General features: G+C 64.2%; 14 protein-coding genes and 1 pseudogene. 12 read left to right on the forward strand and 3 right to left on the reverse strand.

The features are described from left to right. Positions 1–127 precede the first annotated feature (127 nt). From modA to DPM33_RS24235, 4 genes are all read left to right on the forward strand, one after another. Positions 128–922 (forward strand): molybdate ABC transporter substrate-binding protein, encoded by a 795-nt coding sequence (modA, locus tag DPM33_RS24220; RefSeq protein ID WP_112099926.1) that lies wholly within the window; start codon positions 128–130, stop codon positions 920–922. A gap of 22 nt (positions 923–944) precedes the next feature. Then, a complete protein-coding gene (gene modB, locus DPM33_RS24225; protein ID WP_112099927.1) occupies positions 945–1,649 on the forward strand; it encodes a molybdate ABC transporter permease subunit in 705 nt (234 codons plus the stop codon). Continuing rightward, positions 1,646–2,758, forward strand: coding sequence for a molybdenum ABC transporter ATP-binding protein (modC, locus tag DPM33_RS24230; protein WP_112099928.1), 1,113 nt, complete (start codon positions 1,646–1,648; stop codon positions 2,756–2,758). Before modB ends, modC begins: the two co-directional genes overlap by 4 nt. Before the next feature lie 85 nt (positions 2,759–2,843). Next, positions 2,844–3,185 carry a winged helix-turn-helix domain-containing protein gene (locus DPM33_RS24235; RefSeq protein ID WP_112099929.1) on the forward strand — a complete coding sequence of 114 codons (342 nt, stop codon included), beginning with the start codon at positions 2,844–2,846 and terminating at the stop codon, positions 3,183–3,185. A gap of 309 nt (positions 3,186–3,494) precedes the next feature. On the opposite strand, the pseudogene cobF reads toward DPM33_RS24235, so the two are convergent. Next, a pseudogene (cobF, locus tag DPM33_RS24240) lies at positions 3,495–4,250 on the reverse strand (precorrin-6A synthase (deacetylating)); the annotation flags it as partial. Between the two features lie 141 nt (positions 4,251–4,391). Between cobF and DPM33_RS24245 the strand changes: the two are divergent. From DPM33_RS24245 to DPM33_RS24270, 6 genes are all read left to right on the forward strand, one after another. After that, positions 4,392–5,411: a DUF4424 domain-containing protein gene (locus DPM33_RS24245; RefSeq protein ID WP_112099930.1), complete on the forward strand. Its 1,020-nt coding sequence runs from the start codon at positions 4,392–4,394 to the stop codon at positions 5,409–5,411. Continuing rightward, positions 5,411–5,929: a dihydrofolate reductase gene (locus DPM33_RS24250; protein ID WP_112099931.1), complete on the forward strand. Its 519-nt coding sequence runs from the start codon at positions 5,411–5,413 to the stop codon at positions 5,927–5,929. Before DPM33_RS24245 ends, DPM33_RS24250 begins: the two co-directional genes overlap by 1 nt. Positions 5,930–6,070: 141 nt before the next feature. Then, the gene (gene hflK, locus DPM33_RS24255) at positions 6,071–7,180 is read left to right on the forward strand and encodes an FtsH protease activity modulator HflK (RefSeq protein ID WP_112099932.1); all 1,110 of its coding nucleotides are present in this window, start codon (positions 6,071–6,073) and stop codon (positions 7,178–7,180) included. Continuing rightward, positions 7,180–8,142 carry a protease modulator HflC gene (gene hflC, locus DPM33_RS24260; protein WP_112099933.1) on the forward strand — a complete coding sequence of 321 codons (963 nt, stop codon included), beginning with the start codon at positions 7,180–7,182 and terminating at the stop codon, positions 8,140–8,142. Before hflK ends, hflC begins: the two co-directional genes overlap by 1 nt. 5 nt (positions 8,143–8,147) lie before the next feature. After that, entirely contained in the window at positions 8,148–8,336 is a 189-nt protein-coding gene (locus tag DPM33_RS24265; protein WP_112099934.1) for a DUF2065 domain-containing protein, read from the forward strand. 205 nt (positions 8,337–8,541) lie between these two features. Further along, the gene (locus DPM33_RS24270) at positions 8,542–10,059 is read left to right on the forward strand and encodes a DegQ family serine endoprotease (protein WP_112100040.1); all 1,518 of its coding nucleotides are present in this window, start codon (positions 8,542–8,544) and stop codon (positions 10,057–10,059) included. A gap of 45 nt (positions 10,060–10,104) precedes the next feature. Here DPM33_RS24270 and DPM33_RS24275 read toward each other — a convergent pair whose 3' ends face one another. After that, positions 10,105–10,677 carry a GNAT family N-acetyltransferase gene (locus DPM33_RS24275; protein ID WP_112099935.1) on the reverse strand — a complete coding sequence of 191 codons (573 nt, stop codon included), beginning with the start codon at positions 10,675–10,677 and terminating at the stop codon, positions 10,105–10,107. Then, positions 10,674–11,561, reverse strand: coding sequence for a phosphoserine phosphatase SerB (serB, locus tag DPM33_RS24280; protein WP_112100041.1), 888 nt, complete (start codon positions 11,559–11,561; stop codon positions 10,674–10,676). The genes DPM33_RS24275 and serB overlap by 4 nt, the downstream gene beginning before the upstream one ends. On the opposite strand from serB, the gene miaA reads away from it, so the two are divergent. Further along, complete coding sequence (miaA, locus tag DPM33_RS24285) at positions 11,551–12,495, forward strand: tRNA (adenosine(37)-N6)-dimethylallyltransferase MiaA (RefSeq protein ID WP_112100042.1); 945 nt, start codon at positions 11,551–11,553, stop codon at positions 12,493–12,495. The genes serB and miaA overlap by 11 nt on opposite strands. A gap of 125 nt (positions 12,496–12,620) precedes the next feature. Continuing rightward, the gene (locus DPM33_RS24290; RefSeq protein ID WP_112099936.1) at positions 12,621–13,412 is read left to right on the forward strand and encodes a GGDEF domain-containing protein; all 792 of its coding nucleotides are present in this window, start codon (positions 12,621–12,623) and stop codon (positions 13,410–13,412) included. The last annotated feature ends 141 nt before the right edge of the window (positions 13,413–13,553 follow it).

A 13,553-nucleotide genomic window follows, 5' to 3' on the forward strand; every position in this document is an offset into this window, starting at 1 on the left:
TCGTAGGCTGGGACCACGCTTGCGCACAATGCCAAGGCCGGCGAAAAGCCTTCCCTTGTTATGTTCATCCGGATATATCGGTCCGAGGCTTTGGGCCGTACGGATTTTGAAACCAGGGAGAGATTTGATGAGGGGCAAGGGTTTTGGATTGAAGGCGATCGCGGTTGGCGGTCTGACGGCAATGCTGATGGCCGCCATGCCCGCGGCCCATGCCGACGATAAGGTGATCGTGTTTGCCGCGGCGAGCCTCAAGGACGCGCTCGACGCGGTCAACAAGGCCTGCGAGCCGGAAGTCGGCGAGGCCGCCACCGTTTCCTATGCGGCGAGCTCTGCGCTGGCCAAGCAGATCGAAGGCGGCGCGCCGGCCGACATTTTCGTCTCGGCCGACCTCGACTGGATGAAGTATCTCTCCGACAAGAAGCTGACCAAGCCGGATACCGAAGTGAAGCTGCTCGGCAACCAGATCGTGCTGGTGGCGCCGAAGGACTCCAAAATCGAGACCAAGATCGAGAAGGGCTTCGACCTTGCCAAGCTCATCGGCGACGGCAAGCTCGCCATGGGCGATTTCAAGGCCGTGCCGGCCGGCAAATACGGCAAGGCGGCGCTGGAATCGCTCGGCGTCTGGTCGTCGGTCGAAGGCAAGGTCGCGCAGGCCGAGAATGTGCGCGCGGCGTTGAAGCTGGTGTCGACCGGCGAGGCGCCGCTGGGCATCGTCTACGCCACCGATGTGCATGCCGACAAGGGCGTCAAGGTGGTCGGCACCTTCCCGGAAGATTCGCATCCGCCGATCATCTACCCGATTGCCCAGACCGCGGATTCGAAGGACAAGGATACGGCTGCCTTCCTGAAATGTGTCGAGTCGGCCAAGGCCGCCGAGCTCTTCAAGGAGCAGGGTTTTACGGTGCTCGCGCCGAGCAACTGAGAAAGACCGCGCAAACGCTGACATGAACTGGCTGCTGGACCTCACTCCCGACGAATGGAATGCGGTCCGGCTGTCGATCAAGGTGGCGACGGTGGCGATGATAGCCAGCCTGCCGCCCGGCATCCTGCTTGCGCTCCTGCTGGCGCGAGGGCGGTTCTGGGGAAAGACCCTGCTCAACGGGCTGGTGCATCTGCCCCTGATCCTGCCGCCGGTGGTGACCGGCTACCTGCTCCTGCTCACCTTCGGTCGGCGCGGCCCGGCCGGCGCCTTCTTGGCCGAGCATTTCGGCATCGTCTTTTCCTTCCGCTGGACCGGCGCGGCGCTGGCCTGCGGGGTCATGGGCTTTCCGTTGATGGTGCGGGCGATCCGGCTGTCGATCGAGGCTGTCGACCGCAGAATCGAGGCGGCGGCCGGCACGCTTGGCGCCAATCCGCTCTGGGTGTTCGCCACCATCACCCTGCCGCTGATCCTGCCCGGCCTGATTGCCGGCGCGATCCTTTCCTTTGCCAAGGCGATGGGCGAATTCGGCGCCACCATCACCTTCGTCTCCAACATCCCCAACGAGACGCAGACTTTGCCCTCGGCGATCTACACCTTTACCCAGGTTCCAGGCGGTGATGCCGGGGCGCTGCGGCTGACACTGATTTCGATCATCATCTCAATGGTCGCGCTCATCGCCTCCGAAGTGCTGGCGCGGCGCGTCGGCCGGCGGATGGACATCGAATGACGCTCTCGGTCGACATCCGCCATAGTCTGGGCGATTTCGCCTTGGAAGCGCGTTTCGAGAGCGCCGGACGGCTGACCGCGCTGTTCGGGCCTTCCGGTTCGGGCAAGTCGACGCTGATCAACCTGATCGCGGGCCTGCTCCGTCCGAACAAGGGCCGGATCGCTGTTGACGGGCGCGTGCTGGTCGACACCGAGGCGCGGATCTTTGTGCCGATGCACAAGCGGCGGATCGGCATGGTTTTCCAGGATGCGCGGCTGTTCCCGCATATGAGCGTCGCCGGCAATCTGCGCTACGGCCGCTGGTTCACGCCGGCTTCCGAGCGCTACGCCAAGATGGATGCGGTGGTCGATCTGCTCGGCATCGGCCATCTGCTCGACCGGCGGCCGGCGAAACTGTCGGGCGGTGAAAGGCAGCGCGTCGCCATCGGCCGTGCCCTGCTTGCCAGTCCGAAACTGCTTCTGATGGACGAGCCGCTCGCCTCGCTGGACGAGGCGCGCAAGGCCGAGATCCTGCCCTATATCGAGCGGTTGCGCGACGAGACGAAGATCCCGATCGTCTATGTCAGCCATTCCGTCGCCGAGGTGGCGCGGCTGGCGAGCGACGTCGTGGTGCTTTCGCAAGGCAAGGTCGCGGCCTCAGGCCCGACCGAGGCCATCATGCAGCGGCTCGACCTGTTGCCGGCGGAAGAGCGCGGCGAAGGCGGGGCAGTGCTCGACACCAAGGTTCTGCGCCACGACCAAGCCTTCGGCATGACGGTGCTCGGTTCCCAGGCCGGCGAGATACGCGTGCCGCGACTGGCCCGGCCGGTCGGAGCCACGGTGCGGCTGCGCATCCGCGCCCGCGACGTCATGATCGCAACCGAGCAGCCGACCGGCCTCAGCGCGCTCAACATTCTGGCGGGGACGATCACGGCGGTCAGGCCGGGCATCGGGCCGACGGTGGAAATCGCCATCGACTGCAACGGCGCGATCGTGCTGGCGCGTATCACCGAACAGTCCAAACACACGCTCCGTCTGGCGCTTGGCCGCCAGGTCTTCGCCGTCATCAAGACGGTGAGCTTCGACAGCGCGACGACCGGGGCAGGCCTGCCGGTCGAAGCGGATGGTTGACGAAAGAGCAATATCGCTATGTTGATTTGGAATAGCGATACGGCGGCAGAGAGGCTAATCTCGACATGACCGCGGAGGATAGGACATGCCATCGCTGAGCTTGCGGATAAACCTCGACCCCGATGGCCGGATTGGCCCGGGCAAGATCGAGCTTCTCGAGCAGATCGCCGCCTTCGGCTCGATCTCGGCCGCGGCGCGCGGCATGGAGATGTCCTACAAACACGCCTGGGACCTGGTCGAGGACATGAACCGCGTGTTCGGCAAGCCGCTGGTCGCGGCGCAGACCGGCGGCAAGAAAGGCGGCGGCGCGCAACTGACTTCGGTGGGTTTGGCGGTCGTCAGCCGGTTTCGGGCGATAGAGCGGGCGGCGGCCTCCGCCGCGGCCGTGCACATGCAGGCGTTGCAGTCGGAGATAGATGCCGGGTGAGGGTGATGATACTCAACCCGAGCTAAAGCATCGTCAGATCTGCTTTGCCTGCATCAACTCGCGATCGTCGATGTAAAGGCGTGGAAATACTCCCTTGAATGGCCATATCAGAAGGAGATCTTCGGTCTGTTCGATCTCTACGGTTCCGTTCCCAAGAGACTGGCCAAACAGCCGAATCTGGACCTCCTTGTGTGGAGGGACGAGATACTGTTCTCCCCATGGCTCCATGACAATTCTGACCGGACGTTCACTGCTGTTTTTATACTGGATGGTTTGGACAAGGCGATTAGGCTGATCCTCAGGCTCGCCTGGCTCCCGCAGCAGATAGGTGTCCATGATCCAGCCCTTCTTCCGGCGGGCTTCTTCACGGATTCTCTCAATCTTCGCGCCGACGTCGCCGAGGCGGCCTGAGACAAGAATCTCGTCCGGGGTGCCGAGATAGGCGCCCCAGTGGACGACCAGATCCTGGTCGGCCAGCGTGTTGAAGGCGCATTTGCCGTCGAGCAGGACAACCGCGCTGCCGGCATTTTGCGGCATGCCTTCCTCGGTCAGGCGGCGGCCGGTGGTGATCAGCACAGGGTCGCCGATGCGGTTGAGCGCGGTCGCGTGGCTGGCGGCGAGCGCCTGGATCGCGGTGATGCCGGGGATGACTTCGAGCTCGAAACCGACATTGGCTCTCAGGCGAACGCGTTCGAGGATGCGCAGCGCACTGTCATAGAGCGACGGATCGCCCCAGATCAGGAAGGCGCCGCAGCCATCTTCGGCAAGCTCGTCGCGGATCAGGCTCTCGTAGATTTCCGCGATCGCTTCATGCCAGTCGTCGACGGTCACACGGTAGGACGATGTCGGCTCGGCCCGAACCGGCACGTCGAACTCGACCCGGCGCGATTTCGGATTGGTGACGAAGCGGTCGCAGATCTGACGGCGCAAATCGGCGAGATCGTTCTTCTTCGCTCCCTTGTCGGGAATGAACAGCACGTCGGCGCGGTTCAGGCCGTTGATGGCCTGGACCGTCATGTGGTCGGGATTGCCGGCGCCGATGCCGATGACGAGAAGCTTGCGCATGGCGATCTCCTGCCCGATCGGCGGCGCTGTGTCCAGAAGTCCCGGCGGCCGGCGAGGAAGGGCTTTGAAACACCGTCTCGAAACGGGTAGATGGAGGGGATCATTCGGTTGGTCCCGGTACCGCCGTCGAGGAGGGGGTCCATGTTACGCACCGTATTGACCGCAGCGCTGGCAGTCTTGGCCGCTCCGGCCTTCGCCAACGATTCCGTCGCCGAGCTTGGCACCGGCGGCCTGATCCTGTCGCGCAGCGACGCCGTCGCCATGCAAAGCGAGGACCTTTTCATCTCGCCGGAGAAGGTGACGGTCGACTATGTGTTCCACAACAACACCGACAAGGATGTCGATGCGATCGTCGCCTTCCCGATGCCCGACATTTCGGGCGATCCCGAAGAAATGCCGGCGATCCCGGAGAACCAGAGCGACAATTTCCTCGGCTTCGAGGTGACCATCGACGGCGCCGCCGCCAAGCCGCAGCTCGAACAGAAGGTTTTTGCCCTCGGCATCGACATCAGCGCCGACCTGAAGGCGCAGAACGTGCCGTTCAACCCGTTCGGCAATGCCGCGAAGGCTGCGCTGGCGAAAGTGCCGAAAGCGGTTCTGCTCGATTGGGAGAACCGAGGCATCGTCATCGAGGATCCGGAAACGGATACCAGCCAGGGCGCCGAGCCGGCCTACACGCCGTTCTGGCAGCTGCGCTCGACCTATTGGTGGCGCTCGACCTTCCCGGCCAACAAGGACGTCCACGTCTCGCATCGCTACAAGCCGAGCGTCGGCGGCACCTCCTCGGTCAGCTTTTTCTCCGAGGGCCAGTTCCAAAGCCCGCAATACGATAGCTACAAGACCCGCTATTGCATGGATCAGACATTCGAGAACGCCGTGCACAAAGCGGCAAAGGCCAATCCGGACGGCTATCCGAAATATTACGAGAACCGCATCGCCTATATCCTGACCACAGGCGGCAATTGGGCGACCGGAACCATCGGCAATTTCAAGCTGACCATCGACAAGGGCAATGCCGGCAATCTGGTTTCCTTCTGTGGCGACAATGTCCGCAAGGTCGGCCCGACGACATTCGAGATGACGGCCAAGGACTTTTATCCCGAGCACGATATCGACATCCTTCTGCTCGTGCCGTCCGACAGCGGCGGGAATGGCGGCTGATGGACATCGCGATCTACGTGGCAATCGCCGAAAATGGCGTGATCGGACGCGAGGGCGGCCTGCCATGGCGGCTTTCCTCCGATCTCAAGCGCTTTAAGGCCGACACGATGGGCAAGCCGATCATCATGGGCCGCAAGACCTATGAAGGCATCGGCCGGCCGCTGCCGGGTCGGCTCAATATCGTGGTGACGCGCGACAAGGCCTGGCGCGCCGAGGGTGTCGAGGTCGCACACTCGCTGGGTGACGCGATCGCGCTGGCCAAGGTGCGCGGCCGCTGCATGGCGGGCGCGGAAGAGATCTGTGTGGTCGGTGGCGGCGAGATCTATGCCCAGGCGCTGCCGCTCGCCGACCGCCTGCATGTCACGCATGTGCTGGCCAGCATCGACGGCGACGCGCATTTCCCGCCGATCGATCCAAATGTCTGGCAAGTCGTCCGCGTCGAGGATTTTCCGGTCGGCGAGAAAGACAGCCACGAGACACGTTACACCGTCTACGAACGCCGTCGCGACGCTTCGTAACGACGACAAACGGTCGCTGCCGGGCCAAATCGGACGGTTGCGGTGGCACATCGCGTTGAAAGCGCGCCAAGGCGTCCCTATAGATGAACGACATTAGGACTGCGCCGTGAGGCCCGAGGGAACCGAAGCGAAAGGACATTCATGCCCTGGAACGACAAAAGCGGCGGCGGCGGCCCATGGGGCGGCGGCGGCAATCAGGGGCCCTGGGGGCAGGGACCGAAAGGGCCGAGCGGCCCGCAAGGTTCGCCTCCCGATCTTGAAGACATCATTCGTCGCGGCCAGGACAGGCTGCGGCGCGCGTTGCCTGGCGGCGGCGGCGCCAGTCCCGCCGTGCTCGGGCTGATCGCGCTCGCCCTTATCGTGCTCTGGGCCTTCAAGGCGATCTACACCGTGCAGCCCGACGAGGTTGCCGTCGAACTGCGCTTCGGCCAGCCGAAGACCGAGCTTTCGCAGCCGGGCCTGCATTTCCACTGGTGGCCGATCGAAACGGTCGAAACGGCCAAGATCTCCGAGCAGCTCGTCAGCATCGGCGGCGGCACGACCAGCGGCTCCGGTCTGATGCTGTCCGGCGACCAGAACATCGTCAACGTGCAGTTCTCGGTCGCTTACCAGGTCTCCGATCCCAAGGCCTATCTGTTCGACGTTTCCGATCCCGACGGCATGCTGACCCAGGTCGCTGAAAGCGCGATGCGCGAAGTCGTCGGCCGGCGTCCGGCGCAGGACATCTTCCGCGACGATCGTCAGGGCATCGCAACGGCGGTGCGCGAGATCATCCAGGGCACACTCGACGGCTACAAGACCGGCCTTCAAGTCAATGCGGTCTCGATCGAGGACGCAGCGCCGCCGCGTGAGGTGGCCGATGCGTTCGACGAGGTGCAGCGCGCCGAGCAGGACGAGGACAAGTTCGTCGAGCAGGCCAACCAGTACTCCAACCAGAAGCTCGGCCAGGCACGCGGCCAGGCGGCGCAGGTCCGCGAGGACGCAGCCGCCTACAAGAACCGCGTCGTGCAAGAGGCGGAAGGCGAGGCGCAGCGCTTCATCTCCGTCTACAACGAATACGCCAAGGCGCCCGACGTCACACGCAAGCGCCTCTATCTCGAAACCATGGAGAGGATCCTGAAGGACTCGAACAAGGTCGTCGTCGAGCAGGGCAACGGTCAGGGCGTGCTGCCTTACCTGCCGCTGCCGGCATTGCAGCCGAAGGCGCCGCCGGCGCCGGCGCTAGGCGCCACGACGGGAGGTAACCAGTGATGGCCAACCGTCTTCCCATCATCGCCGTCATCGCGGCTGTCCTGTTGTTCCTGCTCTACTCCTCGATCTTCGTGGTCAATGCCGGCCAGCAGGCGATCGTGCTCAGGTTCGGCGAGATCATCGACGTCAAGAACGAGCCCGGGGTCTACTTCAAGGCGCCGTTCGCCTTCTTCGACGCCGACAGCGTGCAAATGGTCGAGAAGCGCGTGATGCGCTTCGACCTCGACAACATCCGCGTCCAGGTGTCGGGCGGCAAGTTCTACGAAGTCGATGCCTTCATCGCCTATCGCATCTCGGATCCGCGCACCTTCCGCGCGGCGGTGTCCGGACAGGTGGAACTGGCCGAAGCCCGGCTGAGGACGCGTCTCGATGCGGCGCTGCGCCGTGTCTACGGCCTGCGCGACTTCGAGGCCGCGCTCTCCGAGGAGCGCGGCGTCATGATGCGCGAGGTGCGTGATCAGCTTCGCCCCGATGCGACCTCGCTCGGCCTGGACATCGAGGATGTGCGCATTCGCCGGACCGACTTGACGGCGGAGGTCTCGCAGCAGACGTATGACCGCATGAAGGCGGAGCGCCTGGCGGAAGCCGAACGGCTGAGGGCCCGCGGCAACGAGGCGGCGCAGCGCATCAGGGCGCGGGCCGACCGTGAGGTCGTCGAGATCGTCGCCGAGGCGCAGAAGGAATCGGAAATCCTGCGCGGTGAGGGCGATGCCCAGCGCAGCGCCACTTTCGCGGACGCCTATAAGCGCGATCCGTCTTTCTTCGATTTCTACCGCTCGATGAATGCCTACGGAACGGCGCTGGACAACACCGGAACGACGATGGTGCTCTCGCCCGAGTCCGAGTTCTTCCGCTACTTCCGCGATCCGGAGAGCAAGCCTCAGCCCGGACAGCCGGCGGCACCGCAATCCGGAGCGGCGCAACCGGCGGCGCCGGCCGCGCAACCCAGCACCGCCCAATAGCGGCGGTGCAGGATTTCATCGCTGCGATCGGCCTGGTCCTCGTGATAGAGGGCCTGGTCTATGGCGGGTTTCCGGGTCTCGCCCGGAAGCTGGCGACGGAAGTGCTGTCGATGCATGAAAATGCGCTGCGGATCGGTGGGCTGGTGGCGATCGCCGTCGGCGTCGCGATTGTCTGGCTGGTCCGCGGCTCATGAAATTCTAATTGAAGAACAGGGCATGATGTCGTCTGAAAACCGCTTCACACTTTTCGGCATCATGCCCTAGTGCCACGGCAATTGACGATTTATCCTTCGCCGATGGCCGCAGCCGCAAACGTGCCGTATTTTTTGCCAACATGAACCGGACTGGCGTTTTTGCGGAAGCGCGCCTTTCCTTTCTCAAAAAGACCGGGAGGCCATGATGATATCCGACACCCTGTTGCGCGCGGCGCGGCGCACTTTCCTTGCCGGCGCCACGGCGTTCGTGGTCGGCATTGTTGCCGTTCCGTCCTTCGTCACGCCGACGATCGCCTCCGACGGGCCGCCCTCGGTCGCCGATCTTGCCGAGCACCTGCTTGGCGCGGTGGTCAACATCTCGACCTCGCAGACGGTGAAGGGCACGGAAGGGCCCGGCGCGGTGCCGATGCCGCAACTGCCGGAGGGCTCGCCATTCCAGGATTTCTTCGACGATTTCTTCAAGAACCGTGGCGGCGACAAGGGCGGAACCGCGCAGAAAGTGCAGTCGCTCGGCTCCGGCTTCGTCATCGATGCCGAGCAGGGCATCGTGGTGACCAACAACCACGTCATCGCCGATGCCGACGATATCGAGGTCAATTTCTCCGACGGCATCACGCTGAAGGCGAAGCTGATCGGCACCGACACCAAGACCGATGTCGCCGTGTTGAAGGTCGAGCCCAAAGGCCACAAGCTGACGGCGGTGAAGTTCGGCGATTCCACCAAGATGCGCGTCGGCGACTGGGTGATGGCGATCGGCAACCCTTTCGGCCTCGGCGGCACGGTGACGGTCGGCATCGTTTCGGCGCGCAACCGCGACATCAATTCCGGCCCGTATGATGACTTCATCCAGACCGACGCCGCCATCAACCGCGGCAATTCCGGCGGTCCGCTGTTCAATGCCCAGGGCGAGGTCATCGGCATCAACACGGCGATCATCTCGCCATCGGGCGGCTCGATAGGTATCGGCTTCTCCATCCCCTCGCAGCTTGCCGCGGGCGTCGTCGACCAGCTTCGCCAGTTTGGCGAGACGCGGCGCGGCTGGCTTGGCGTGCGCATTCAGCCGGTGACGGACGACATCGCCGAAAGCCTCGGCATGGCAACCGCCAAGGGCGCGCTGGTGGCCGGCGTCATCAAGGGCGGCCCGGTCGACAATGGGTCAGTGCAGGCCGGCGACGTCATCATCAAATTCGACGGCAAGGACATCCACGAAATGCGTGACCTGCCCCGCGTCGTGGCGGAAAGCCCGGTCGGCAAGGCGGTCGACGTCATCATCGTGCGCAAGGGCGTCGAGCAGACCGTCAAGGTGACGCTCGGCCGGCTCGAGGACGGCGAGAAGCTGGCCAGCAGCGAGAACGGCAACACCGACCAGGGCAATGGCGACAAGGCGACCCCGCCGGTGTCGACGGCTTCCGTGCTAGGCATGACGGTCGGCGAGCTCAACGACCAGACCAGGCAGAAATTCGGCATCGCCGCCGACGTGTCGGGAGTGGTCATCACCGATGTCGCCAAGGATTCGGCCGCGGCCGAGCGCGGCATCCAGCCCGGCGAGGTGATCACCGAGATCGCGCAGGAATCGGTCGGCACGCCGAAGGATGTGATGGACCGGATCGGCGCGCTGAAGGAGCAGGGCCGCAAGAATGCCCTTCTGATGTTGGCCTCGAAGACCGGCGAATTGCGCTTCGTGACGATCCGGATGGATTGATTCCGGAAACGCGCCCAAATAACTGGACTTCAACGAAGAGGGCGGCTAGCGAGCCGCCCTTTTTCGTGCCTGCCAATCCGCACGCGACAGCCGGTAAAGGACATGGCGCTTGAGATGCGGATGGCCGTCCGGAATGTCGGGATGGTCGAAGTCGCTGGCCGGGTCGGCGCTCATGCCGAGGCGTTTCATGACGGCGGTCGAGCGATGATTGTCGGCCACGGCGAAGGAGACGATCTCGTTGACGCCCAGCGTCTCGAAGCCGTAGGCGAGCCAGGCCTCCGCCGCCTCGGTGACATAGCCCTTGCCCCAGTATTCCGGTGCCAGCCGCCAGCCGATCTCTATCGTGCCGGCCGGCAGGGAGGGCACATGATCGGTTTCGAGGAGGCCGACGAAGCCGATGCACTCGCCGGTGGCCGCGATCTCGGCGGCGGCAAAACCATAGCCGTCCTCGGTGATCCAGGATCGGAACTCATCCATCTTGGCGTCAGCCGCGGCGCGATCGCGGCGGAACGGGAAGAACTCCATCACGCGCTCGTCGGAGTTGATACGGTGGAACAGCCCACGGTCGCGCTCTTCCCAGTTGCGCAGGATCAGGCGCTCGGTGCGGATCGGCTTCATTCAGTGAACTCATCCCGGCGGTAGCCCTGCAGGTAGAGCAGCGCGGTCAGGTCGGCGTGATCGATGCGGATGCGGGCCTGCTCCGCCACCGCCGGCTTGGCGTGCAGGGCGACGCCGGTACCGGCAAGACGGATCATGTCGAGATCGTTGGCGCCGTCGCCGACCGCGACAGCGTCCTCGGTCGTCAGCCCGAGCTTTGCGGCGATGTCGAGCAACGCTTCGGCCTTGGCGGCGCGGCCCAGGATCGGCTCGGCCACCATGCCGGCGAATTTGCCGCCGTCCTCGATCAGTCGGTTGGCCCGGTTTTCCTGAAAGCCCAGCTTGGCGGCGATGCGGCTGGTGAAGACGTCGAAACCGCCCGAGACCAGCGCCGTCCAGGCGCCATGGGCTCGCATCGTCCGCACCAAGGCCCGGCCGCCGGCGGCGAGCGTCAGCCGGTTGGCGATGATGCGGTCGACCACCGCGGTGTCGAGGCCTTTGAGCAGGGCGACGCGCTCGCGCAGGGCCGGCTCGAAAGCGATCTCGCCATTCATCGAGCGCGCGGTAATCGCCGCCACATGCTCCTTGACGCCGATTTCGTCGGCGAGCTCGTCGATGCACTCCTGATCGATCATCGTCGAATCCATATCGGCAAGCAGGATCTTCTTCCGCCTGCCTTCAGCGGGTTGAACGATGACGTCCACGGGCTCGGAAGCCAGTGCCGCGCGCAGATTGGCGGTCATTTCGCCGATATCCGGCGCCTGCGGCAATACGAGATCGCAGGCAACGTCTTCCGCCAGCCAACGAACGGCGCTTGCACCGGCGGCCCGCAAGGCCATATTCGCAAGCGAGGCCGGCACGGCGCGGGCTTCTGGACGGGACACTAGCGTGGCAATCAGCGGCATCGAGACTTCCGGCAGGCAAGCGGGCGAGGGCCGCATCAAGAACGCGATCCTGATAGCCGGGCCGACCGCCAGCGGCAAGTCGGCGCTGGCGCTCGATCTCGCGGAACGCGGTGGCGGGGTCATCGTCAACACCGATTCCATGCAGGGCTACTCGGTGCTCGATGTCTTGACGGCGCGGCCGAGCGCCGCCGAAATGGCGCGCGTACCGCACTTCCTCTACGGCCATGTGCATCCCTCGACAGCCTATTCCACCGGCGCCTGGCTGCGCGATGTGACGAAGCTGATCGAAGACGGCGTCCTGCCGGGTCGCCCGGTCGTTTTCGTCGGCGGTACCGGGCTCTACTTCCGCGCGCTGGCCGAAGGCATATCGGATATGCCGGACATTCCAGCGTCCGTGCGTGAGCGCTGGCGCTACGAGCTGAAGGAACAAGGGGCTGAAAGGCTGCATCGCCTGCTGATGCATGAGGATTCGGCTGTCGCCATGCAGCTCAGGCCGACCGACGGTCAACGCATCGTGCGCGCGCTCGAGGTGCTCGACGCCTCGGGACGGTCGATCCTGGAATGGCAGGCGGCGCGCGGCCGCCCGCTGATCGACCGCGATAGCGCGCGCTTTCTGGTCATCGAGCCCGACCGGGAGCAACTGGTGCGGCGCATAGAGGCGCGGTTCGACCGGATGCTCGACAAGGGCGCGCTCGACGAAGTGCGGCAGCTTATGGCGCTCGACCTCGACCCGGACCTACCGGCGATGAAAGCGATCGGTGTGCGCGAACTGCGGGCGGCGATGGCTGGACAGTCCGGTTTTCCCGAGGCGATCGAACGCGCCAAGATCGCGACCCGGCAGTATGCCAAGCGCCAGTCGACCTGGTTCCGGCACCAGCTGGGCGCGGAGTGGCGCAGGCTGCGGCCGGGCGATGAACCGGCAGTCCACGACTGACTAATACCATTTTCAATCAAGGCCTTAAAATGCCTGGTTCTAATTCTCGCCAAGGTTGTTCGGGTTAACCGTCCGTAAGGTCAGCCGTGCCATAACCTCAGGGGTTACAGTGCCGCGGGGAGTAGATGCGTTTCCATAAGGCGGAATCCGCATTTTTCGTGTTTATTTTCGTGATCCTGGCCGCCGGCCTGGTGACCTTCCATGCCTATGGCCAACTGCAGGACATCGCCTCCGACACCGATGCCGCGTCGCGCCTGGCAAGGATCATCTATCTCAACAAATTGCTGTTCGTGACCGGAGCGCTGCTCGCCGCCTCGCTGTCCTTCGGCATCTTCTTCATCTATCCGTTGATCCGCGGTCAGGTGCGGGAAGAGGGCAAGCTCAGGGCTATGACGGTGTCGCTCAGCGCGCGCTCGCAAACGCTCGAGCAGGCGGCACTCACCGACGGCCTGACCGGCATGCAGAACCGCCGCTATTTCGACGACGCGCTGCGCGAATATCTGCACGAGTTCCGCCGCATCGACAGGCCGGTCGGGCTGATGATCCTCGATCTCGATCATTTCAAGCAGGTCAACGACACGCATGGCCATGATGTCGGCGACGAGGTGCTGAGGGCCGTCGCCACCTGCCTGAGGGGCATGACGCGCTATCACGACGTGGTGGCGCGGCTGGGCGGCGAGGAGTTTGCCGTCGTCACCCCCAACATGGATGTCGAGCTGCTTGCCAGGTTCGCCGAACGCATCCGCAAGGCGATCGCCGGCATGTCTATCCTGTCCGGCAACGTGCGGCTCAAGGTCACCACCAGCGTCGGTCTTGCCGTCTGGGACCATAAGGAGAGCGCGGAGGATTTCTACCGCCGCGCCGATCGCCAGCTCTATGAGGCGAAGAAGCAGGGCCGCAACCGCGTCTGCGCCTAAAATTCCGACATGAATTCATGAGGCCGGTCGACTGACGCGCCTTTCTCGACTTCCGGTGCTCACGGACTGACTGTCCGCTCCGCTCCGGCTTCTCGAAAGCCACGTCATTCGATCCGGCCTGATGAATTCCTGTTCGGAATT

The organism is Mesorhizobium hawassense, from assembly GCF_003289945.1.
Taxonomy (GTDB): Bacteria; Pseudomonadota; Alphaproteobacteria; order Rhizobiales; family Rhizobiaceae; genus Mesorhizobium; species Mesorhizobium hawassense.